This window comes from Nitratireductor indicus C115 (assembly GCF_000300515.1).
Classification (GTDB): Bacteria; Pseudomonadota; Alphaproteobacteria; order Rhizobiales; family Rhizobiaceae; genus Nitratireductor; species Nitratireductor indicus.
Genome location: NZ_AMSI01000002.1, coordinates 354,252 through 373,746, shown reverse-complemented (window position 1 = coordinate 373,746; position 19,495 = coordinate 354,252). Strand labels below are relative to the sequence as shown.

At 60.0% G+C, this 19,495-nt stretch carries 24 protein-coding genes and 1 tRNA gene; 9 read left to right on the top strand and 16 right to left on the bottom strand.

Annotated elements, in window-relative coordinates; all coding sequences use genetic code 11:
* Positions 1-71: 71 nt before the first annotated feature.
* Positions 72-479: a hypothetical protein gene (locus NA8A_RS04475; protein ID WP_009756162.1), complete on the top strand. Its 408-nt coding sequence runs from the start codon at positions 72-74 to the stop codon at positions 477-479.
* A 79-nt stretch (positions 480-558) separates the two neighbouring features.
* Here the strand turns inward: NA8A_RS04475 and NA8A_RS04470 are convergent, their stop codons facing one another.
* The 7 genes from NA8A_RS04470 to NA8A_RS04440 all read right to left on the bottom strand — a co-directional run bounded on the left by NA8A_RS04470 (position 559) and on the right by NA8A_RS04440 (position 10,891).
* Positions 559-1,197 (bottom strand): HAD-IA family hydrolase, encoded by a 639-nt coding sequence (locus NA8A_RS04470; protein ID WP_009756161.1) that lies wholly within the window; start codon positions 1,195-1,197, stop codon positions 559-561.
* Positions 1,198-1,517: 320 nt separating this feature from the next.
* Positions 1,518-5,270 carry a vitamin B12-dependent ribonucleotide reductase gene (locus tag NA8A_RS04465; RefSeq protein WP_009756160.1) on the bottom strand — a complete coding sequence of 1,251 codons (3,753 nt, stop codon included), beginning with the start codon at positions 5,268-5,270 and terminating at the stop codon, positions 1,518-1,520.
* 708 nt (positions 5,271-5,978) lie between these two features.
* The gene (locus NA8A_RS04460) at positions 5,979-7,511 is read right to left on the bottom strand and encodes an inorganic phosphate transporter (protein WP_009756159.1); all 1,533 of its coding nucleotides are present in this window, start codon (positions 7,509-7,511) and stop codon (positions 5,979-5,981) included.
* A 130-nt stretch (positions 7,512-7,641) separates the two neighbouring features.
* Complete coding sequence (locus NA8A_RS04455) at positions 7,642-8,139, bottom strand: NUDIX hydrolase (RefSeq protein WP_009756158.1); 498 nt, start codon at positions 8,137-8,139, stop codon at positions 7,642-7,644.
* A 300-nt stretch (positions 8,140-8,439) separates the two neighbouring features.
* Positions 8,440-8,937: a xanthine phosphoribosyltransferase gene (gene gpt, locus NA8A_RS04450; RefSeq protein ID WP_009756157.1), complete on the bottom strand. Its 498-nt coding sequence runs from the start codon at positions 8,935-8,937 to the stop codon at positions 8,440-8,442.
* Positions 8,938-9,129: 192 nt separating this feature from the next.
* A complete protein-coding gene (locus NA8A_RS04445; protein ID WP_009756156.1) occupies positions 9,130-9,972 on the bottom strand; it encodes a universal stress protein in 843 nt (280 codons plus the stop codon).
* 166 nt (positions 9,973-10,138) lie between these two features.
* A complete protein-coding gene (locus NA8A_RS04440; protein WP_009756155.1) occupies positions 10,139-10,891 on the bottom strand; it encodes a competence/damage-inducible protein A in 753 nt (250 codons plus the stop codon).
* Between the two features lie 314 nt (positions 10,892-11,205).
* Here NA8A_RS04440 and wrbA point away from each other — a divergent pair, with 314 nt between their 5' ends.
* The 3 genes from wrbA to NA8A_RS04425 all read left to right on the top strand — a co-directional run bounded on the left by wrbA (position 11,206) and on the right by NA8A_RS04425 (position 13,542).
* On the top strand, positions 11,206-11,805 hold the full coding sequence (gene wrbA / locus NA8A_RS04435) for an NAD(P)H:quinone oxidoreductase (protein WP_009756154.1): 600 nt from the start codon (positions 11,206-11,208) through the stop codon (positions 11,803-11,805).
* A gap of 136 nt (positions 11,806-11,941) precedes the next feature.
* Positions 11,942-12,027: transfer RNA gene (locus NA8A_RS04430), tRNA-Leu, on the top strand.
* Between the two features lie 144 nt (positions 12,028-12,171).
* Positions 12,172-13,542 (top strand): DUF6538 domain-containing protein, encoded by a 1,371-nt coding sequence (locus tag NA8A_RS04425; RefSeq protein ID WP_040671715.1) that lies wholly within the window; start codon positions 12,172-12,174, stop codon positions 13,540-13,542.
* Here NA8A_RS04425 and NA8A_RS04420 read toward each other — a convergent pair.
* From NA8A_RS04420 to NA8A_RS24600, 8 genes are all read right to left on the bottom strand, one after another.
* A complete protein-coding gene (locus NA8A_RS04420) occupies positions 13,502-13,735 on the bottom strand; it encodes a hypothetical protein (RefSeq protein WP_040671714.1) in 234 nt (77 codons plus the stop codon). The genes NA8A_RS04425 and NA8A_RS04420 overlap by 41 nt on opposite strands.
* A gap of 55 nt (positions 13,736-13,790) precedes the next feature.
* Entirely contained in the window at positions 13,791-14,081 is a 291-nt protein-coding gene (locus tag NA8A_RS04415; RefSeq protein ID WP_009756151.1) for a hypothetical protein, read from the bottom strand.
* Positions 14,078-14,389 (bottom strand): hypothetical protein, encoded by a 312-nt coding sequence (locus NA8A_RS04410; protein ID WP_009756150.1) that lies wholly within the window; start codon positions 14,387-14,389, stop codon positions 14,078-14,080. The genes NA8A_RS04415 and NA8A_RS04410 overlap by 4 nt, the downstream gene beginning before the upstream one ends.
* Positions 14,382-14,648, bottom strand: coding sequence for a hypothetical protein (locus NA8A_RS04405; RefSeq protein WP_009756149.1), 267 nt, complete (start codon positions 14,646-14,648; stop codon positions 14,382-14,384). The genes NA8A_RS04410 and NA8A_RS04405 overlap by 8 nt, the downstream gene beginning before the upstream one ends.
* Positions 14,645-15,868 carry a phosphoadenosine phosphosulfate reductase domain-containing protein gene (locus tag NA8A_RS04400; protein WP_009756148.1) on the bottom strand — a complete coding sequence of 408 codons (1,224 nt, stop codon included), beginning with the start codon at positions 15,866-15,868 and terminating at the stop codon, positions 14,645-14,647. The genes NA8A_RS04405 and NA8A_RS04400 overlap by 4 nt, the downstream gene beginning before the upstream one ends.
* Positions 15,868-16,002 carry a hypothetical protein gene (locus NA8A_RS25640; RefSeq protein ID WP_276274345.1) on the bottom strand — a complete coding sequence of 45 codons (135 nt, stop codon included), beginning with the start codon at positions 16,000-16,002 and terminating at the stop codon, positions 15,868-15,870. Before NA8A_RS25640 ends, NA8A_RS04400 begins: the two co-directional genes overlap by 1 nt.
* Before the next feature lie 122 nt (positions 16,003-16,124).
* On the bottom strand, positions 16,125-16,352 hold the full coding sequence (locus tag NA8A_RS04395) for a hypothetical protein (protein WP_009756147.1): 228 nt from the start codon (positions 16,350-16,352) through the stop codon (positions 16,125-16,127).
* 386 nt (positions 16,353-16,738) lie between these two features.
* On the bottom strand, positions 16,739-17,029 hold the full coding sequence (locus NA8A_RS24600; RefSeq protein ID WP_074896519.1) for a helix-turn-helix domain-containing protein: 291 nt from the start codon (positions 17,027-17,029) through the stop codon (positions 16,739-16,741).
* A gap of 84 nt (positions 17,030-17,113) precedes the next feature.
* Here NA8A_RS24600 and NA8A_RS24595 point away from each other — a divergent pair, with 84 nt between their 5' ends.
* Together NA8A_RS24595 and NA8A_RS25030 are read left to right on the top strand one after the other, a co-directional pair.
* Complete coding sequence (locus NA8A_RS24595) at positions 17,114-17,338, top strand: carph-isopro domain-containing protein (protein WP_074896522.1); 225 nt, start codon at positions 17,114-17,116, stop codon at positions 17,336-17,338.
* Between the two features lie 127 nt (positions 17,339-17,465).
* Positions 17,466-17,720: a hypothetical protein gene (locus NA8A_RS25030; RefSeq protein WP_143087888.1), complete on the top strand. Its 255-nt coding sequence runs from the start codon at positions 17,466-17,468 to the stop codon at positions 17,718-17,720.
* On the opposite strand, the gene NA8A_RS04385 is transcribed toward NA8A_RS25030, so the two are convergent.
* A complete protein-coding gene (locus tag NA8A_RS04385) occupies positions 17,686-18,033 on the bottom strand; it encodes a hypothetical protein (RefSeq protein ID WP_009756143.1) in 348 nt (115 codons plus the stop codon). The two genes, NA8A_RS25030 and NA8A_RS04385, sit on opposite strands and share 35 nt — an antisense overlap.
* 77 nt (positions 18,034-18,110) lie before the next feature.
* Between NA8A_RS04385 and NA8A_RS04380 the strand changes: the two genes are divergently transcribed.
* The 3 genes from NA8A_RS04380 (at position 18,111) to NA8A_RS04370 (ending at position 19,414) form a co-directional block, all read left to right on the top strand.
* Positions 18,111-18,536 carry a hypothetical protein gene (locus NA8A_RS04380; protein WP_009756142.1) on the top strand — a complete coding sequence of 142 codons (426 nt, stop codon included), beginning with the start codon at positions 18,111-18,113 and terminating at the stop codon, positions 18,534-18,536.
* Between the two features lie 126 nt (positions 18,537-18,662).
* The gene (locus tag NA8A_RS04375; protein ID WP_009756141.1) at positions 18,663-19,157 is read left to right on the top strand and encodes a hypothetical protein; all 495 of its coding nucleotides are present in this window, start codon (positions 18,663-18,665) and stop codon (positions 19,155-19,157) included.
* A complete protein-coding gene (locus NA8A_RS04370; protein WP_009756140.1) occupies positions 19,154-19,414 on the top strand; it encodes a hypothetical protein in 261 nt (86 codons plus the stop codon). The genes NA8A_RS04375 and NA8A_RS04370 overlap by 4 nt, the downstream gene beginning before the upstream one ends.
* The last annotated feature ends 81 nt before the right edge of the window (positions 19,415-19,495 follow it).

Sequence of the window (19,495 nt, the reverse complement as noted above, 5' to 3'; positions counted from 1 at the left end):
TTGGACCGGTGTGCCCTGGTTCCAGCGGGTTGGTAGGCGGAACCTGCTTAGAAATCGATTGGATGTTGAGTATGATGGGCGGACATCGCATGCGCACCCCGTTTTTTGCAGCGATGCTCACCATGTTCACTATGGGAGCGCCTGCGCAGGAGTGCTGTGATCCGGCAGGGCCATTTCGCAAGGGCGAAGCCTATGCGGACCAGCCGGCCACCTGCAAAACCATTGCTGACTGGATAGAGCGCGCGCCGGCCTATGATGGGCGCATAACCATGACGACCCAAGGACCGCTGTCAGCGGTCGAGACGGACGGTACGCTCGCCTATCTCGTGATGTGCGAGGCGCCCGGCGTGCAGGTGTTGTGCGTGACCTATTCCACCAACGGCATGCAGCCCGGCGATGTCGTCCTTTTTGCGGGTGGCTATTCGCGTGTGGATGAAACCAGAGTGATGCTCGATCCCTGCCTTGCTCGCGCGGAGTAGGAGAAGGCCCCAATTACTGCATCTTCTTACGCGGCCTCGCATGAATGCCGGGCGAGAAGGTTGTTACTCCTGGTGTTGATCAACTCTCCGGGCTTGGGATTTCTTCCGCCGGTTCGTAGGCGCGATCCACCAGGCTCAGAAGGCTGCCGTTTCCAAACCAGTGCTCAGCCCGCCAGCCGGCTTGAACCGCTGCCTCGACATTCGCTTTCGTATCGTCCACCAGCAGAATGTTTGCTGGCGCAAAGCCGCTCAGCCTGGAAGCGGCTTCGAAAAACGCCGGCTGGGGTTTGCGGGCACCGATCTTTGCCGAGTAGATGATGCCGTCGACATGCTTCTCAAGCGCAAGCCGTTCCATCAGGTGTTCGGCACGCATGTGTTCCTGATTGGTGGCGAGGAAGATGTGTGTGTCGCGCCGGCGAAGCTCGTCGCATTCCTGAAGCAGGGATTCGTCTATGCGGGAATCCCTTGAAAACCAATAATCAATGAGCTCTATGGCCGTCAGGCCTGGTGCGAGAAGCGGCAGGCAGGCTTCGACTGTGTCGAGAAGATTTTTCCTGCCCGACACGATGTCTTCCCAATGTGGGGCAAAGAAGACGGAGCTTAGTTTCTCAAGTGGTATGCCGAGATCACGCTCAATATCCGTCGCCCATGAACGGCCGTCTTCCGGTCGGCCATTGATCAGGACGCCATCGACATCCAGCATCAGGCAGCGCTTCATTTCGGGTTGCTCCAAACAGGATCAAAATCGACATGTTGCCCTGGGTGGGGCATCTCCAGACAGACAAAACGTGCCGGGAGGTCTTTTGCAAGAGCCGGAGCCGGCATCACCGGCGAGAGTTCAGGATGATGGTGGCTGTCTGAATTAGAGCATTTTGCAGTCAGGTGGAATCACCTGACGTCTGCGTAAATGCGGAAAAACAAAGAGATAGATCGGTTCAGGGTTTCCGTGAAACGGTGAACCCATCTAGAAAGCCCGGGCCTTTCGACCCGGGCTTTATCGTCTCTTATCCGTTCAAGGGATGAGCTTCGACAAAAGCCTCAGCTGCACCCGCTTGTGGCGCCGCAGGTGTCGCACTTTTCGCAGGTGCCGTTGCGCACCATCGTGAAGTTCTGGCACTCCGAGCACATGTTGCCGGTGTAGCCCTGCATGATCGCCTGCTGGCGGCGGTGGCTCTCGACCTTCTTGGCGTCGGCTGCCTCCTGGGCGGCCTCATCCGTGAAGAGCGCCTCGGTCACGTCTTCCTGCGCCACTTCCTCAGCAAGCTCGCGGGCGCGCTCCTCATAGTCGCGGCGGAAGGCCGTCGCTTCTTCCTGGAGGCCGGCCACAGCCGGCTTCAGCGCATGGACGGTCGCGCCGGAGGAAACCGCACGCACGGCAGGCGCGCTGCCTTCGCCCTTCGGCTCGCTGGTCTTGCCGGAGACCACCTTGAAGGGGGTGGCGCCGCGCGTCAGGCCCTTGGAGAAGGGAAGGGCCTTGCCTTCGTTGATGCCGCGACCGAGTGCGGTGTTGGTGAAGTCGGAGGTGTCCACATGGGCGAGGTCCGAACGGCCCAGATAGGAAACGGCGAGCTCGCGGAACACATAGTCGAGGATCGACGTGGCATTCTTGATGGCGTCATTGCCCTGGACCATGCCGGCCGGCTCGAACTTGGTGAAGGTGAAGGCCTCCACATATTCCTCGAGCGGCACGCCATATTGCAGGCCGAGCGAGATGGCGATGGCGAAATTGTTCATCATGGCGCGGAAGGCAGCGCCTTCCTTGTGCATGTCGATGAAAATCTCGCCGAGGCGACCATCGTCGAATTCGCCGGTGCGAAGATAGACCTTGTGCCCGCCTACGACCGCCTTCTGGGTGTAGCCCTTGCGGCGGTTGGGCAGTTTCTCGCGCTCGCGCACCACCTTTTCGATGACACGTTCGACAATCTTCTCGGTGACGATTGCCGCCTGCGCTGCCGTGGGAGCTGCGACCAGTTCCTCGACCAGATCGTCGGCTTCTTCCTCGTCGTCCGACAGGAGGGACGCGTTCAGCGGCTGCGAGAGCTTGGAGCCGTCGCGGTAGAGGGCGTTGGCCTTCAGCGCGAGCTTCCAGGACAGCATATAGGCTTCCTTGCAGTCCTCCACTGTCGCGTCATTGGGCATGTTGATCGTCTTGGAGATGGCGCCCGAGATGAAAGGCTGGGCCGCCGCCATCATACGGATATGGCTCTCCACCGACAGGTAGCGCTTGCCGATCTTGCCGCACGGATTGGCGCAATCAAAGACGGGCAGGTGCTCTTCCTTGAGATGCGGCGCCTCCTCGAGCGTCATCGCGCCGCAGATGTGGATGTTCGCGGCCTCGATCTCCTTCTTCGTGAAGCCGAGGGCCGGCAGCATCTCGAAGGAGAAATCGTCGAGCTGTTCCTGCGTGAAGCCGAGCGCGGTCTTGCAGAATTCCTCGCCGAGCGTCCACTTGTTGAAGGCGAACTTGATATCGAAAGCCGATTTCAGAGCGGTATTGAGGGCGGCAACCTTCTCGTCGTCGAAGCCCTTGGCCTTCAGCGTCGAGGGATTGATGCCGGGCGCCTGGTCGAGATTGCCATGGCCAACCGCATAGGCCTCGATCTCGGCGATCTGGGCCTCGGAATAGCCGAGCGTGCGCAGGGCTTCCGGCACGGCGCGGTTGATGATCTTGAAGTAGCCGCCGCCGGCCAGCTTCTTGAACTTCACCAGAGCGAAGTCGGGCTCGATGCCTGTGGTGTCGCAATCCATGACGAGGCCGATCGTGCCGGTGGGCGCGATGACGGTCGACTGGGCATTGCGATAGCCGTTCTTCTCGCCGAGTTCGAGCGCCCGGTCCCAGGCGCGCTTGGCGTGCTCGATGAGGGCGGGCTGCGGACAGTCTTCCGCCTTCAGCGGCACGGGATCGACGGAAAGGCCCTCATAGCCCTCGCTCAAGCCATGGGCGGCGCGGCGATGATTGCGGATGACGCGCAGCATGTGCCCGGCATTGCGCTCGTAATCCTGGAATGCGCCGAGCTCACCCGCCATCTCCGCGGAGGTGGCATAGGAAACGCCGGTCATGATGGCCGTCAGTGCGCCGCAGATGGCGCGGCCTTCGGCTGAATCGTAGGGAATGCCCGAGGTCATCAGCAGGCCGCCAATATTGGCATAGCCGAGGCCGAGCGTGCGGTATTCGTAGGAAAGACGCGCGATTTCCTTGGACGGGAACTGCGCCATCATCACTGAAATTTCCAGAACCACCGTCCACAGGCGCACCGTGTGCTCATAGGCGGCAATGTCGATGGAGCCGTCCTTGTTGCGGTACTGGAGAAGGTTCATGGAGGCCAGGTTGCAGGCCGTATCGTCCAGGAACATGTATTCCGAGCACGGATTGGAGGCGCGAATCGGACCGGCGGCCGGCGAAGTGTGCCAGTCGTTCATCGTGCTGTTGAAATGGAGGCCGGGATCGGCGGAGGCCCAGGCGGCATAGCCGATCTTCTCCCAAAGGTCGCGCGCCTTCAGCGTGCGGGCAACCTTGCCGTCGATGCGATTGATCAGGCTCCAGTCGCCATCGGTCTCCACAGCGCGCAGGAAGTCGTCCTTCAAGGAGACGGAATTGTTCGAGTTCTGGCCGGACACCGTCAGATAGGCTTCCGAATCCCAGTCCGTGTCATAGGTCTTGAACTCGATATCGGTGTAGCCCTGGCGCGCGAACTGGATCACACGCTTGACGTAGTTCTCGGGAACCGCATTGCGCTTGGCCGCGCGGACCTCGCGCTTGAGGGCAGGGTTCTTGGCCGGGTCGAAGCAGTCGCCATTGTCGCCTTCGCAATTGACGCAGGCCTTCATGATGGCTTCGAGGTGCTTCTTGACGATCTTGGAGCCGGTGACGAGAGCGGCAACCTTCTGCTCTTCCTTCACCTTCCAGTCGATATAGGCCTCGATATCGGGATGGTCGATGTCGACGACGACCATCTTGGCCGCGCGGCGCGTCGTGCCGCCGGACTTGATGGCGCCGGCTGCCCGGTCGCCGATCTTGAGGAACGACATCAGGCCGGAAGACTTGCCACCGCCGGAGAGTTTTTCACCTTCGCCGCGCAGATGCGAGAAGTTGGAGCCGGTGCCGGAGCCATATTTGAACAGACGCGCCTCGCGAACCCAAAGGTCCATGATGCCGCCTTCATTCACCAGATCGTCGCCGACGGACTGGATGAAGCAGGCATGGGGCTGCGGGTGCTCATAGGCCGATTTGGATTTGGTGAGCTTGCCGGTGAAGGGGTCGACATAATGATGGCCCTGGCCGGGACCGTCGATGCCATAGGCCCAGTGCAGGCCGGTGTTGAACCATTGCGGGGAGTTGGGCGCCACGCGCTGGGTGGCGAGCATATAGCACAATTCGTCCATGAAAGCCTGCGCATCGGCTTCCGAATTGAAATATCCACCCTTCCAGCCCCAGTAAGTCCAGGTGCCGGCAAGACGGTTGAAGACCTGCGCAGCGCTCGTCTCGGAGCCATAGCGCTCATCTTCGGGAAGTGCCTTCAGCGCATCCTCATCGGCCACAGACCGCCACAGGAAAGAGGGGACGTCGTTTTCTTCGACCTTCTTCAGGCGCGCAGGAACGCCGGCCTTGCGGAAATATTTCTGCGCCAGAATGTCGCTCGCTACCTGAGAGAACTGCGCAGGCACGTCGATGTTTTCCAGCCGGAAGACGATGGAGCCATCCGGGTTCTTGATTTCGCTGGTGGCCTTGCGGAAGGCAATCTCCGCATAAGGGCTCTTACCTTCCTTCGTGAAGCGACGTTCGATGCGCATTTCGTCCTCTTTGCCCCCGTCCTAAATATAGTACCCGCGCCGACAAATGCCTCATCACATTTTGCCGGGCGAAGCTCCTGGTCCGCCGACTGCCGCCAATACCCGAAGCGGCTCTCCGTTCTTGAAGGTTGGTGCCTTGCGCGCAACCGCGTTTTCGGACCGCCAAAGCCATTGTTCCGCATGGCGCAGAACCGCCCCCAACCTGACGCAACAAGCGATCATGCTGCGACATAACACCCGCACTATCTAGTATGAAAGCATACCTGGATACACTAAATGTAGTGTTAACAGCTTTCTTAACAAGAGCCAGCACGCAGCTCTCACCTGCTTGCCTCAAGGCGCAAAAATCCCCAGGTCTGACCCCGTGCAAACGTCGGGCAAACCTCAGGAAAACGCAACACAATCCGGAAAATCGGCCAACTCGGTAAGCAGCCAACCACGCCGTGAGACGCAGACTAGATTTTCATAAAAGGCGACTCGTGGCGGGCCGTCAAGCAGTCGTTTCCGGATATCGGCAAACCGCTAGATGTTGTGTGTGAGTATGTGAATACTGGGGAAGTCGGTTGTCGGTGCTTGCTTCTGCGGGAAGCCTTGATTTCCGGGGCTTGCGAGAAGGCGGCTAATTTTCTTTCGCATGGGCCTGCTGGTCTTCGCGCCCCGCGATAAAATTTCTACGCGATGCCGAGGGGGCACAGTCGCCAGCCTTTGTCAGGCAATGAAATCCAGGAACAGGAAAATGCCAGCCGACAGGACCGCCGCGGCAGGAACCGTTGTTACCCAGGCAGCAACGATGGTGCGGACATGGACGCGGCGCACGAGCTTGCGCCTTGCGATTTCCTCGCGGGAGGTGGTTTGCATTTCCAGCTCCTCTTCATCGGCCTCGCCATTGCCGTTCCTCTTGAACTCGATGCCCTTGCGCTCGAGATAGGCGCGACGGCGCTTGGAATGGGCGGTGTACCATTCGCGGAAGAAGCCGACGCCGAAAATCGCGCCGACGGCCGTATGGGTGGAACTGATCGGAAGGCCGAGGCCTGAAGCGATGATCACGGTGATGGCCGCCGACAGCGCAACGCAGAAAGCGCGCATCGGGTTGAGCTTGGTGATCTGCTCGCCAACCATGCGGATAAGCTTGGGGCCGAACAGAACGAGCCCCAGGGAAATGCCCGCGGCACCGATGATCATCACCCAAAGCGGAATTGCAACGGTCGCATCGACCGTGTGTTGCTGGGCGGTGAAAACAATTGCCGCGAGCGGTCCGACGGCATTGGCGACGTCATTTGCGCCATGGGCAAAGGAGAGCAGGGCGGCTGAAATGACCAGCGGCAAATGAAACAGCCGGCGCAGGGACTGGTTGCGGTTCTCCATCCCTTCGGACTGACGGCGCACAAGCACATGCGCTCCGATCCAGCTGACGGCGAAGACACCGAGCCCGATCAATAGCGCGTCGGACTGGCGGATCTTCATGAGATGGTTCAACCCCTTCGTCGCCAGATAAGAGGCGAAGGCGCCGGCCATGACGGCGATCAGAACGGGCACCCAGCGGCGCGCCGCAGTGATCTTGTCGTCCTGGTAGATGATCGCGGTCTTGATGAAGGCGAGGAAGATGGCCGCAACGATACCGCCGATTACCGGGGAAACAACCCAGCTTGCCGCGATCTGCGCCATGGTGTGCCAATCGACAGAAGAGATGCCGGCTGCCGCCACGCCCGCTCCCACGACGCCGCCCACCACCGAGTGGGTGGTGGAAACCGGAGCCCCGATCCAGGTGGCAAGATTGATCCAGAGCGCCGAGGAGATGAGGGCGGCCATCATGGCGCGCACGAAGGCTTCCGGCGTTCCCACCGCAGCCGGGTCGATGATGCCCTTTGAAATGGTGCTTACCACGTCGCCGCCGGCGATGAGCGCGCCGGCCGTTTCAAAGACGGCTGCGATAAGAAGAGCTCCGCCCAGTGTCATCGCCTTGGCGCCGACCGCAGGGCCGACATTGTTGGCCACGTCATTGGCGCCGATGTTGAGCGCCATGTAGGCGCCGATGGCCGCCGCAGCGACGATGATGATGGCACCCGGCTCGCCAAACGTGTATGTGCCGGCGAAAATGGCGGCGAGGGCGAGAAAGAGAAGCGCCAGACCGGGCGCCACGAGGCCACGCGCGACGGTGCTTGTGGCTTCCTCGACATGGACGAGTTTGTCCAGATCCTTGTCGAGCGTCTGCTTGCGCGGGGTCGTGGCGGTTTCGGTCATGCCAAATCCAGTGTTCGAGCCAAGCGATCCCCAAGGATTGCGCATGGCATCACGCCCGGTCCGGGCCGATTGGGAACGGGTTAGGAGACAACGGCCTCAACGGCAAGCCGGCACGGGCCATGGAACGCCTTCAGGCAGCAATTTCCCGTGGATTGTCGGCGAAGCGCAGCAGCATTTCCGCCAGATCGGGCTCATCGACCAGCCGCGCGGCATCGCGGGCCGAGAACCAGCGGCGGGTGCGCTTCTTCCGTTCCGGCCATTTGTTGAGCTCACGCGTCACCCGAAGAGGGATGATCGCGACCTCGCAGCGCCATTCGACACCGGAACCGCGAAGCTTCTTGTAATAAAAGCGACCGATTTCGGTGTCCGCCGCCACACCCTCTATACCGGCTTCCTCGACCGCTTCTCGCTGTGCGGTCTGCCCCAGGCGCTCAGGCCCCTCGGGCCAGCCCTTCGGCAGCACCCAGCGGCCCGTGTCGCGGCTCGTCACAAGCATGATTTCCAGGGAGCCGTCCTTTGCGGATGTACGCCATGGCAGGGCTGCGGCCTGAACGCGGCGTGGATTGCCGCCGAACAGACGCCGGACCCTTTCGGTCAACCGCATGCGTGTGCAGTGACTGATAATCACACTTCTCCTTCTTCCCGGCTTCATATCCGGGATTCACAACAGGCCCCTTGGTTCCGAATAGACTGCTTACGCGATTACCCGAAGCGGATTTGCATCGCAGCATGGGCGGCGATTCTACAAACGCTCAAACCCTGAGTGACAGAGATAATCGATCTTGGCGAATAATCAACCGCATTGCCGCATGCGGGCGCGCGGCCATGCATATCCGCGCGCTTATGCGCGGATACTTAAAAGGGGTCTCTTATCTTCCGGCGTCAGAAGGCCGTAGGAGCCCAGGGGAGCCCTTGGGAGGTCGTCTGCTCAGTCCGGCTGGCCGTCGGCGATGGGCTTCTGATAGGAAAAGCCCATATCCCAGGGAAAATAAATCCAGGTGTCCTGTGAGACTTCGGTGACGAAGGTGTCGACCAGCGGGCGCCCCTTGGGCTTTGCGTAGACCGTTGCGAAATGCGCGCGCGGCATCATGGCACGCACGATTGCCGCCGTCTTGCCCGTGTCGGTCAGGTCATCGACGATGAGGACATCCGCACCGTCATTTTCCATCAGCGAGGGGTGGACTTCCTTCAATATCCTGAGATCGCCCTGTTCGGTGTAATCGTGGTAGGAGGCGACGCAGACTGTCTCGATGAGGCGGATGTCGAGTTCGCGCGCAATGACCGCAGCTGGAACAAGCCCGCCACGCGTGATGCAGACGATGGCTTTCCATTGCCCGTTCACGCCGGAGAGGCGCCAGGCGAGCGCGCGCGCATCGCGGTGGAACTGATCCCAGGAGACGGGAAAGGCTTTTTCGGGAAGAGACATTGTCCATGCACTCCACTGAGCGCTTTTGAGGCGCGGAAAACAGAATGCGCGGGGGATTAGCCGGAAATTGCGGTTCCGTGCAAGCCCGATGCCGGTTTTCCGGCACTTTCCACGCATTTTCCCGCAGGAGCGCCCTTCCATCAATGAAATATGGCGCTCCCTATATCACCTCTGCCGGTTCGACGCCTGATCCTAATGCGACAGAAGGGTCGGGATCGTCATGGACTGAAGCAGGGTGCGGGTGGCACCGCCGAAAACGAATTCCTTGAGGCGCGAGCGCCCGAACGCTCCCATGACCAGCAGGTCAGCGCCTGTATCGGCAATGCGATTGTCGATCACCTCGCCATGCGCAACGCCGCCCGAATTCTCGATCTTTATCGTGACCTCAATGTCATGGCGGGCAAGTGCTGCGGCAATGGCCGTTCCTGCCATTTCTGCGTCGCGACGGGGTGTGTCCTGAGGATCGACACAAAGAACCTCCACGCTCTCGGCCTCCTTCATGAAGGGCAGGGCATCGAAGGCCGCGCGAGTGGCCTGCTTGCTGCCGTTCCAGGCAAGGATGATCTTCTTGAAGCTCGCCGCCCGTTCCTTGCGCACATAGGGTACCAGGAGGAGCGGGCGCCCGGTTTCGAAAAGCAGTGCCTCGATATTGGCGATCATGCCGGAACTTGCATCGGGATCCGTCTGCTGTGCGACAACGAGATCGGCGCTGCGCGCGCTTTCGATGCCGGAAACGGCGGAATCTCCCGAAACGCTGTCAAAACCGCGCCATTCATTGGCCACACCCTCAATTCGCGCGCGTTCCTCGAAAAGGGCGCGGATGACGGTGTGGCGGCGGCTGGTCTCCTCCTGCATGTCGACGCTGAAATCGACGACCGGCCCGCCCATCGGAGAGGCGATTACCATGGGCAATGCCTCGGCGTGGAGGCCGATGACGTGGCTGTCGTGGCGCGAGGCCAGGGGTAGTGCGAGATCGAGGACGCGGCCGGCGTCGGCTTCGCTCTGCAGAATGGCGAGGATGGTCTTGTAGGTCATTTCAGACTCCCTGATCTCGTCTCGCATCGGCTCCGGGGCGTTGCCCGCCCGGCCATGCGCCACTGGACAATATAGCACGATCCTGTCTGTCCCGGAGGACGCGCGGCGCCCGATCAGGGCGTTGCGGTCACTATAGGGCGGCGTGGATTGCGCGACTTGAGCCAGATCAATTGACGGACGGTTCCTGCGGTTGCATCGACGCGAGCATATTTTCGACTGCTTCGGTTGCGGCGGCCAAAGCTTCCTGAGAGCGAGACCGAATGATGATCTCCGTCCAGAAGCCGTTATCGCTGTATTGGGGATAGGAACCGATGATCGTATCGGGGTGGGCTTTCTGAACCTCGCCGAGCGGGCCACCGATAGTGCCTTCGGGAAGCGGAGAGGGGACGGAACGCGTGCTCAGTTTCGTGCCGGTTTGAAGTGTCGGTATCACATTGTCGAGCATGGCCTGAAAGATGGATGGAACGCCAGCCATCACATAGACGTTGGCAATATGGAAGCCGGGCGCGATCGAGATCGGATTGTCGATGTGAGTTGCGCCTTCTGGCATCCGCGCCATGCGTTTGCGGGCCTCGGTGAATTCGATGCCGCGTTTGGCGTAATGGGCTTCCAGAAGACGATAGGCCTTGTCGTCGTAACCGCAAGGGAGGCCGAGCGCAAAGGCTATGGAATCTGCGGTGATGTCGTCATGCGTGGGGCCGATACCGCCGGTCGTGAACACATAGGTGTTGCGCGAACGCAGCGCATTGACGGCGTCGGCAATTGCCTCACGGTCGTCGGACACGACGCGGACCTCCTTGAGATCAATGCCAACGGCCGTCAGCATGTCGGCAAGATGGCCGATATTCTTGTCCTTGGTGCGGCCTGAAAGGATTTCATCGCCGATAACGATCATGCCGGCGGTCACGATGTCTGTCATGTGTTTCATTCCTAGTTGCTGGCACACAGATAGATGGCCTGCCGCAGGCGCACAATAGAGCCTCAAGTATCCGAAACGGCGTTGAGCGAAGGGCGCTCAATCGCCTTGCTTTCCGCATTCGTTGCATGGCTTCAGACCTTCAGCCTGCGGGAATGCCTGTCTTCAAATGGTGAACAGTGTGTCGGGAACTTGGCTGTTTTTTGTGAACTCTGAGATGGCTACATTCCGGCACGGAAACTGCCGGGGCCGCCGGCTTATCGAAACGGTCTTGCCGCAGGGCGATCTTTAAAATTCAGGAACCTGGAGTGATACGAATGACCAAGATTCTCGTTCTCTACTATTCGAGCTGGGGCCATATGGAAGCGATGGCCAAGGCTGCGGCCGAAGGCGCGCGTGCCGCCGGTGCCGATGTTACGATCAAGCGGGTTCCCGAGCTGGTGCCCGAAGAGGTCGCCAAGAAGGCGCATTATAAGCTCGATCAGGAGGCGCCGATTGCCGAGCCGCTGGAGCTGGCAGATTATGACGGCTTCATTTTCGGTGTTTCAACGCGCTACGGCATGATGGCCTCGCAGATCAAGAATTTCCTCGACCAGACAGGGCCTCTCTGGGCTGAAGGAAAGCTGATCGACAAGCCGGCCACGGTGATGGTGTCGACCGCAACCCAGCATGGCGGCGCAGAAGTCGCGCTCATTTCCACGCAGACCGCGCTTCAGCATCACGGAATGTTGATCGTGCCCTTATCCTACGCTTACCAGGATCAGATGGGCAACGATACGGTGCGTGGCGGAGCTCCCTACGGTATGACCACAACCACCAATGGCGATGGTTCCCGCATGCCTTCCAATCAGGAACTTGAAGGCGCGCGCTTCCAGGGCAAGCGTCTTGCGGAAATCACGGCGAAACTTTCCCGCTGAAGTCATTTGCATATGCAATGAAATTGAAACGGGTGGTTGCAACCACCCGTTTTCCATTCTGAACATACGTATTTTTGCAGGAACATGCGTATCGCGCTTGATCGCGGGGATTTCTCTCGCTAGTCGTTGTGCCCGAGCGGACGTGGCGAAACTGGTAGACGCAAGGGACTTAAAATTCCTCGATCCTAGATCATGCGGGTTCGATTCCCGCCGTCCGCACCATTTTTGCCCTCGCCAATCCATCCTATGTTATTGATTTTATTTGGTAAATTGACTTGATCAATTTTTGCCATTGCGGAGTTTCTGAATTTCGCGATACAAACTGAGATACATTTTGGGTGACTTTCATGTATTTCAGGTGGTTGAATGGCGAAGCGCTCTGGGGGCGGATCAGCGGGTAAACCAGACCGTTTTCTGTATTTGAGAGACGGTACCTACTATTACATGCGGCGCGTCCCGGCGCGCTTGCAACTGGTTGACGAACGCTCGCCGTCAATACGGCAATCTCTGAAAACCGGTGACCTGGCGCTTGCCCGCGCGAAGCGCGATCTGCTCGAAGAGGCGGACAATGCCTTGTGGGCATCGCTGCTGCTCGATGCGCCGAGGGATACCGCCAGGGCGCGTTATCAGGCGGCGGTCAAGCGTGTCGAGGCCTTGGGCTTCACATTCAGGTCCGGGGCCGCCCTCGGGAAGTCTGCTTCTCTCGATGATATCATCGCGCGTCTTGAAACCATCGAAAACGGAAGTCTTTCACGAGAAGCAAGCAAGGCTGTTGTCGGTGCCGTTCCGCTCCCGACCGTGACTGTTTCCAAGGCCTTCGAGATATATGTCGATGAGATCGTCGCCGATGAGCTGGTCAACAAAAGCCAGAATCAGAGAGCGCAATGGAAGAAGGTGAAGCGGCGGGCGGTCAACAATTTCGTCGATCTGGTCGGCGACAAGGAAATGACCGAAATCACGCGAGAAGATGCGCAACGGTTCTATCGTTTCTGGTTGGAGAAAGTTGCCCCAAAGGGCAGAAAAGCTACGCATTCCGCGTCTTCTGGCAACCGTGATCTCGGCAATCTGCGGGTGCTCTACGAAGCCTATTTCACCCATATGGGCGAAACCGATCGCTTCAATCCATTCAGCAAGCTGAATTTTCACGAGAAGAAGAAACGCATTCGTCCGCCTTTCAGTGTCGAGTGGATCGTCGGGACCATCCTCAAGCCCGGCGCCATGCAGACGATGAATGACGAGGCGCGCGGCGTTGCGCTGGCCCTGATCGAAACAGGCGCGCGGCCCAGCGAAATCGCAAACTTGACGAAGCAGAGCATCCATATTGACGCCGATATTCCCCACCTCTCGATTGAGCCGCGTGTGGACCCGGAGGATCCGCGCGAGATCAAGACGGCGTCGTCTGAGCGAAAGTTGCCTCTTATCGGCGTTGCGCTGGAGGTGTTCAGCAGATTTCCGGAAGGTTTTCCGCGCTATCGGAATCGGGAAAACGACCTTTCGGCTACGCTCAATAAATATTTTCGGGAGAACGGGCTCTTTCCGAGCCGCTCGCACACCATTTATTCGTTCCGGCATTCATTTGAGGATCGAATGAAGATTGCCGGCCTGGACCCTGAATTGCGCATGATCCTGATGGGGCATACGATCGACAGGCCGCGCTATGGCGCAGGCGGGACAATGGAATGGCGGCAGAATGAGCTCAAGAAGATCGCGCTGCCGTTTGATCCCGCGATTGTTTGACCCGTTCCATGGCGGCAGCAAGGATGGCTTCCTCCTCCTTGAGCCGCTCCAACTCAGACTGCAGGCGCTTCCAGAGAGGGATGAGCAGGGGAGCATCCGGGCCGGCCGTTGCCATGACGCCGGCAAGCGTATCAATGGCGCGCTCGACGCGGGCAGCCGTAATCGGTTTTTTGCGTGTCCGGGCCATGGTCATTCGACCTCGACTGTTTCACCTGTAACCAAGCGAAACAGCCTTTCGCAATCGTCCTTCATACCAGCGCCCTCCGGTCAACATTGGGTGCTTTTTGGCAGTCTGGGCAGATGTGCAGATAGCCCTGCTTGTCAGGCTTCTTGCCAGCCACGCGCGGCGCCTGGCCGAACAGGTCGGATGTGTCGTCTCCGGTTCCTGCATCGACTTTCGCCTTGACGATGCGCCAGCCGGCCGTGCGGGCATCGGAGATCATCACGTCGAAATCCTCGGCCTCGTAGGTGTTCGGATAGCTGGCCGGGCAGTGGTCGCAGCAGACCTGCAGGCGGCTTTTGTGGCGGGTGATGCTCATTGGATTGGCTCCAGCGGCGGCAGCTCGAAGATGTCGCGCGCATTGTCGACGGCATCGGGGATGAGCGCCAAGAGCGCGGAGCGAACCTCGGCATGGGCCTCGGGTCTGATGTTCGACATCGCGATGCCGGCGACGCCGGTCAGGAGACCGATCAACAGTGCTTCGAACTGGCCATTAGGATCGGCAGCCATGCGTACATACTGGGGCGCGCTCATGACTTCGCTGCCGTAATAAGCAATTTGCACCCGCGCGAGATCCGCCAAGGCATCACACGGGTTCTGTGGATCAAAGGGGCGACGGTCAGCCATCGGAACGCTCCTCATATGATTTGCGAGCGCGTTGGCGAAATCGGTCCTTCACGTGCTCGGGGTGGTTTTCCCAGCGATCCAGGTCACGGCCAAGCTTGTCGCCGGTCGAGCGGTTTCCCTTCGTGTCGCACTCGGCGATCCACCGGAGGTTTTCCAGTTCATCCTGATAGAAAAGGATGATGGCTTGGGCTTCGATGATGGCGCTGTTCTGCTCGCTTGTAGGGCGTGCAGTAGTTGCGGTGGTGCTGGAAGAAGTCATATTTGTGTGCCGATCAGGAGCGGTTGGACGGTTCCATCGGGGAAGACGGCATCCAGTGGAATGTCAGCGGTAGGCTCGTCGCCGTTCCATCCTTGCGGCCATGTTCTGGCCGAGATCAGTTCGCGGATGCGCGCCTCCTCCTCAGCGCTGAGAAGGTCGATCGTCGGTCGATCGATATGCTTTGCAAATCGATTGATGGTCCACTGGATCGAAAGAACGGTATCGAGACCTTTTAGCCGCGCATCGAGTGTGATCGGTCCCATGCGTTGCGGATTTGCGGCGATAGAACCATCTTTCAACCGTTCGGCGCCGGGCTTGCGCAGCCGGTTTTCAGGAAGACGAAGGCGACGATAGAGCGGCTTAAGCCATTTCAGCGGTGCCAGGTATTCCCATTGCGGCATTGCCACGATGGTATCGAGCGCCAGATCCTTCGATGCAAGCGGACAGCCGGCGCAGCCAGTGCGCGCGTTCTTTTCCTCCGCCTCATCGCCTCCATAAGCATCGGCGATCACTGCAGTTGCCCAACCGCCATAGTCCTTCATCGGTGCGTAGATGCGAAGCCAGTCCCACACGTTGCAGACACGCCAATGAAGTAGTGGAGCTAGCGTCGCGATTCGTCCCCGTATGCCCTTTGCGTTCGGCAATATCTGCTGATACCAGCCTTGACCGCACTCAGCGCCATCCTTGCCGCAGGACATGACGATGCGGCTATCTCGAACGGCGCTCTCGCCCTGCCGCACTCCTGTGAGCATAAGAATATTGCCGGGAAGGTCGGCGAGCCGCGCTTCCAAAGCAGCAGCCATGGGGTCAATTTTGATCTGACGGGTGCACCAGCGAAGCGTGTTGTTGTTTGGGGGCGGAACGCCTCGGCCGAGAATGTAAACCAGGAATCGCTTGTCCAGCGGAGCCATGACTACTTCAACGCGGATCCCGCGTTCGCGAAGCTGCTCCATGATCTGTAAAGCGGCGATGGCCAGGGGTGGCAGTTCCTGCCTAGTATCGGCGTAAAATACGGTAAGCGACTTTGGCGGAACGATCCGGCCGACCTCGATCAGATGGACAATCAGTGTCAACAGCGCCGAACTATCCTTCCCGCCCGACCATGCGATCGCCCAATGATCATGCTGCGGCCCATACGCCTGAAGGGATTGCAAGGTCAGTTCGATCGCGTCGTCATAGGCGAGACGCTTCGAGCCTTCAAAGAGCGTTGGCTGCCACATCACATTCCCCAATCGTCTTCTTTGTTGAGAAAGTCGTCGCCGGGGTGCTCGCGGAGGGCGAGGGAGGCGACCCAGGCGGTGACGAGGATCAGGCCGAGCGATATGCCGGCAAAGGCGGCGAGGGCGGTCCACATGGGCGCCTCCAGCCGCTCACGCAGCTGCGCCAATGGCGGTGACAACAAAGCCGATGGCAAAGGCCGTCAGCATCATCGCCACGTCATTGACGCGGGGCCGGGAGAGGAAGGCCAGCATCGGTTCAGGCCGCCCGGCTCTGTTCGCGGGCGTTCGCCAGGTCGCGCGCCTCGATGCCGTAGCGGTCGATCTCGGCGGCGGAAAAGCCCATCAGGGATAAGGCGTCCTTGTCCACCGTGCGGCCACCGCCGGCGATGTGCAGCATGGCATCGGCCATGCGCGAAACCGGATCGGGTTCGACAAGGGCAGGCGTTGCGGGCTTTCCGCCCACGGTGCTTTGAAACGTGATCATGAATTTGCTCCGTTCGGTTGGCCCTCTCAGGTGGGCCGCACCGGGCGGAGACCTCTTGCCCGATGCGGCCCCTGCGGGAGGGGAACGGGCAATAATTATCACGTTGCGTGATTATCTCAACAGAAAAATTCACGTTGCGTGAATATCATGAAACTGATGGATTGCGCTTTATAGGAAATTGTACCTAGAATGTTCCTGTAATGTTCTAGGAGGGCTCGCCTTGGATAACTTGAGGATTCAGACGGATCCGCACTTAAAGCGCATAGCATGCCAGATTTACACTCAGCTCCCCGAGGATAAGAGGGAAGCTCTGCAGGTTCTGGGGTTTGTAAGGCAGCTCGTCTTTTGCTTGGGCGAAGAGTGGGAGACGGTTTCGAGGTCCGCGCCTATATTGCCTTTTTCCCATGATCAGAAAGGTCAGGTAGGGCCTCTAAGAGCCGTGCAGGGAGGCCTGAGCGATCCCCAAGGTAAATCCAATCAAGAGTAGCGCCGGTCTTCATCTGGATTCTGATGGCAACATCTATATCGGGCCGACGAATCCCTTTGAGATAGTTGTTCAGAGCGGGCTGCGACACGCCAATTCGCATTGCGAATTGGGATTGGTTTTCATCAAGCACGCTCATCAGAGCTGCCAGTCGCATTGCGATATCTTTGTTTGAACGTCCACCATCGGCCATGCTTCTTGATGCCATATTCACGGTGTGAAAAAAAATAACGCATGAGGGCTTGTTAAAAATTCACGTAGCGTGATATTTGGGCGTATGACGAACCCTGTGGACATGCTCGTGAACAAGCTCGGTGGCCTTACCAAGGCCGCTCGGACGCTTGGTGTCAGTAATCCAAGCGTCGTTGCAAACTGGCGGTCCAGAGGCCGGATACCCCCCGACAAGGTTCTCGAAGTTGAACGCCTTTCGGGAATTTCGCGACACGAACTGCGGCCTGACATCTTTGGCCCTTCGGTCTCAGACGCTGAGGCTGCCGAATGAGCGCGCTTCCTCAATCCAGTTCCTCCCAGGGCCGTTTCGCGCCACCCCGCGAAGCGGCAACTGCCGTGCCTGCCGGTTTCGGGTCTTGCGTTCCAGCGGGCACGGCTTCTTTTCAAAGGAGTTTCCCATGCAGCGATCATCGGTCACCACCCATCTGCGGCACCACTCGACAATCGTTTTCAACCGGGAGCGGACACTCGTGTCTCCAGGCGCCGCATGGCGCTTCCAGCAGCGCCGCAAGGATGCGGTGCGGCGGCGTGAACGCGAAGCGGAACGCCGCATGGCGTGGTCCAACAATCCTGATAATCCGACGCTTAGCGCGCGGCGGCGTGCCGAGCTGGCATTCGTCAATAGCCGCGTTGCCGATCAACCTGATCGATAGGATTGATAGGATATGGCTGGATCGTGCGCAGTCTCGAGCCTTCGATAAGATCATCAATCCACATCGATATCGCGTCTTCGAGGGGGGCGGCCAGATTATGAGCCGCTGCAGCGTAGTCGCGCCAATTGTCGTTTTGCGTTTCGCGGACCTTATGATCGAGATCGCAAAGGTGCCCTCTAATACCGGCCGCCACGTTGTGCATGGCGCGTTCGGGGAGGTTGATAATGATGCTGGCGACGATCTCGCGAAGCGCGGCAACCTCCCCAGCAAGTTGGACGATCGTCCTTTCGTAGTCGGGTTTTTCATCCGGCATGTTGGCGAATCCTTCTTCGTGTCTCGACAGCACGAATGGAGCATTGGGCCGGTTTCAGCGCAAGCGGAGCCGGCCCAATGAGTCCCGTCCATCTCCAAGCATCCGCCCTCAACGTTCTCCCGCCCGAGAACGCGGCAACTGCCGTGCCTGCCGGTTTCGGGTCTTGCGTTCCGGCGGGCGCGGCTTCTTTCGTTTCCATTCGTCTTTCGCCGGCCATGGCGATCCTGCTTCGCGCGCTTTCTGCCCATGACGGGCATTCGAGCATCGAGCGGTTGATTGCCGACATGGCCGAGGAGCGCGCCCAAGAATGCGGCGTGCGGCGGCCTTTTCGATCTGTCCTCGCGGCCGAGCGCGAGGCGAAGCCTCGCTGGCCTGCGGACGGCACGCCCGAAAAGTCGGGCGGTCTGCGGTCGCAGCCTTGCGGGGCGCAAACCCACAACCGTGAGAGCAGCGTGAAGGGGCCGGAGGGCGTGCCGAGGGGCGCTCTCCGGTCGCCGCCCTGACGGCATGATTTCGCGGGTGTCCGGTCTCTTTTCCATGCCCGCAGACTGACAGCACAAACCCTTTCCCGCCACGGGAAACGACGCCGGGTTTTCCCGGCGCGGGAATTCTTTTGCCCGGAGGAAACCATGGTTCCCAATGCCCAGGTCCGCCACTACCGCATGAAGGCCGCGCAGCGCGACATGATCGCCGCTGCCGGCGGCATCGAGCGCGCATCCGAAATCTGCGGCTATTCCAAATCCACGGTCGGACGCTGGAACCAGGCCGACGGCAAGGAGCTGATGCCGCTCGACGCGCTCTGGGCGCTGGAAGCCGAAACCGCCATGCCGGTAATGACGGGCGCTCTGGCCGAGCTTTCGGGCCGGAGGCTCTCCGATCCGCGCGAAGTGGCCGATGCCGAGGCGGATATCATGCGCGGCTATGCCGAGCTTTGCCGCAAGGCCGGCGACATGATGGCCACCATGGCCGCGGCTCTCGCTGACGGGAAGATCACGCCAGCGGAGGCGCAGGCCTATGACCGGCGTCTCGGAGAGCTTTCCGACATCATCGCCGCCTGCCGCAAGCACGCTGCCGGTGTGCGCCAGGCGGGCGGGTTTTCCGTGGTGGACGGGGGCGCGGCATGAAGCGCTCCATCGAAGAGATGATCGCCTGCCGCAAGGCGCCGCGCGCGCCGGATGGGAAGAGGCGGGGCGTTCGGATGGCCGACCTTGCCGAGCGGGCCTGCCGCTTTCCCATTCGGGAGGTGGCTGGCGGCATACATTTCTGCGCGGCGCCGGTGGAGCCGGAGCGCTGGGCAGCCGGCGGGCAGCATAGCCGATACTGCGCCTTTCACCGCGTCTTCCTCCTCCAGTGCGAAAGCGTGGCGGAGGAAGACGCATGAGCGCGGCCCGAGCCTTCCGGGCGGCGCTGATCGTCGTCTGCTTCTATGCGCTGCTGCTTCTGTGGCTCTCCGCCATCACGC

Coding starts and splice junctions, on each gene's coding strand:
- NA8A_RS24595 (WP_074896522.1), top strand. CDS start 17,114: ATGACGAACCCTGTGGACATGCTCGTGAACAAGCTCGGTGGCCTTACC.
- NA8A_RS04400 (WP_009756148.1), bottom strand. CDS start 15,868: ATGTGGCAGCCAACGCTCTTTGAAGGCTCGAAGCGTCTCGCCTATGAC.
- NA8A_RS04475 (WP_009756162.1), top strand. CDS start 72: ATGATGGGCGGACATCGCATGCGCACCCCGTTTTTTGCAGCGATGCTC.
- NA8A_RS04415 (WP_009756151.1), bottom strand. CDS start 14,081: ATGAGCATCACCCGCCACAAAAGCCGCCTGCAGGTCTGCTGCGACCAC.
- NA8A_RS25030 (WP_143087888.1), top strand. CDS start 17,466: ATGCAGCGATCATCGGTCACCACCCATCTGCGGCACCACTCGACAATC.
- NA8A_RS04380 (WP_009756142.1), top strand. CDS start 18,111: ATGAGTCCCGTCCATCTCCAAGCATCCGCCCTCAACGTTCTCCCGCCC.
- gpt (WP_009756157.1), bottom strand. CDS start 8,937: ATGTCTCTTCCCGAAAAAGCCTTTCCCGTCTCCTGGGATCAGTTCCAC.
- NA8A_RS04375 (WP_009756141.1), top strand. CDS start 18,663: ATGGTTCCCAATGCCCAGGTCCGCCACTACCGCATGAAGGCCGCGCAG.
- NA8A_RS25640 (WP_276274345.1), bottom strand. CDS start 16,002: ATGTGGACCGCCCTCGCCGCCTTTGCCGGCATATCGCTCGGCCTGATC.
- NA8A_RS04465 (WP_009756160.1), bottom strand. CDS start 5,270: ATGCGCATCGAACGTCGCTTCACGAAGGAAGGTAAGAGCCCTTATGCG.
- NA8A_RS04420 (WP_040671714.1), bottom strand. CDS start 13,735: ATGACCATGGCCCGGACACGCAAAAAACCGATTACGGCTGCCCGCGTC.
- NA8A_RS04460 (WP_009756159.1), bottom strand. CDS start 7,511: ATGACCGAAACCGCCACGACCCCGCGCAAGCAGACGCTCGACAAGGAT.
- NA8A_RS04405 (WP_009756149.1), bottom strand. CDS start 14,648: ATGACTTCTTCCAGCACCACCGCAACTACTGCACGCCCTACAAGCGAG.
- NA8A_RS04470 (WP_009756161.1), bottom strand. CDS start 1,197: ATGAAGCGCTGCCTGATGCTGGATGTCGATGGCGTCCTGATCAATGGC.
- NA8A_RS04395 (WP_009756147.1), bottom strand. CDS start 16,352: ATGATCACGTTTCAAAGCACCGTGGGCGGAAAGCCCGCAACGCCTGCC.
- NA8A_RS24600 (WP_074896519.1), bottom strand. CDS start 17,029: ATGGCCGATGGTGGACGTTCAAACAAAGATATCGCAATGCGACTGGCA.
- NA8A_RS04440 (WP_009756155.1), bottom strand. CDS start 10,891: ATGACAGACATCGTGACCGCCGGCATGATCGTTATCGGCGATGAAATC.
- NA8A_RS04425 (WP_040671715.1), top strand. CDS start 12,172: ATGGCGAAGCGCTCTGGGGGCGGATCAGCGGGTAAACCAGACCGTTTT.
- wrbA (WP_009756154.1), top strand. CDS start 11,206: ATGACCAAGATTCTCGTTCTCTACTATTCGAGCTGGGGCCATATGGAA.
- NA8A_RS04410 (WP_009756150.1), bottom strand. CDS start 14,389: ATGGCTGACCGTCGCCCCTTTGATCCACAGAACCCGTGTGATGCCTTG.
- NA8A_RS04370 (WP_009756140.1), top strand. CDS start 19,154: ATGAAGCGCTCCATCGAAGAGATGATCGCCTGCCGCAAGGCGCCGCGC.
- NA8A_RS04445 (WP_009756156.1), bottom strand. CDS start 9,972: ATGACCTACAAGACCATCCTCGCCATTCTGCAGAGCGAAGCCGACGCC.
- NA8A_RS04385 (WP_009756143.1), bottom strand. CDS start 18,033: ATGCCGGATGAAAAACCCGACTACGAAAGGACGATCGTCCAACTTGCT.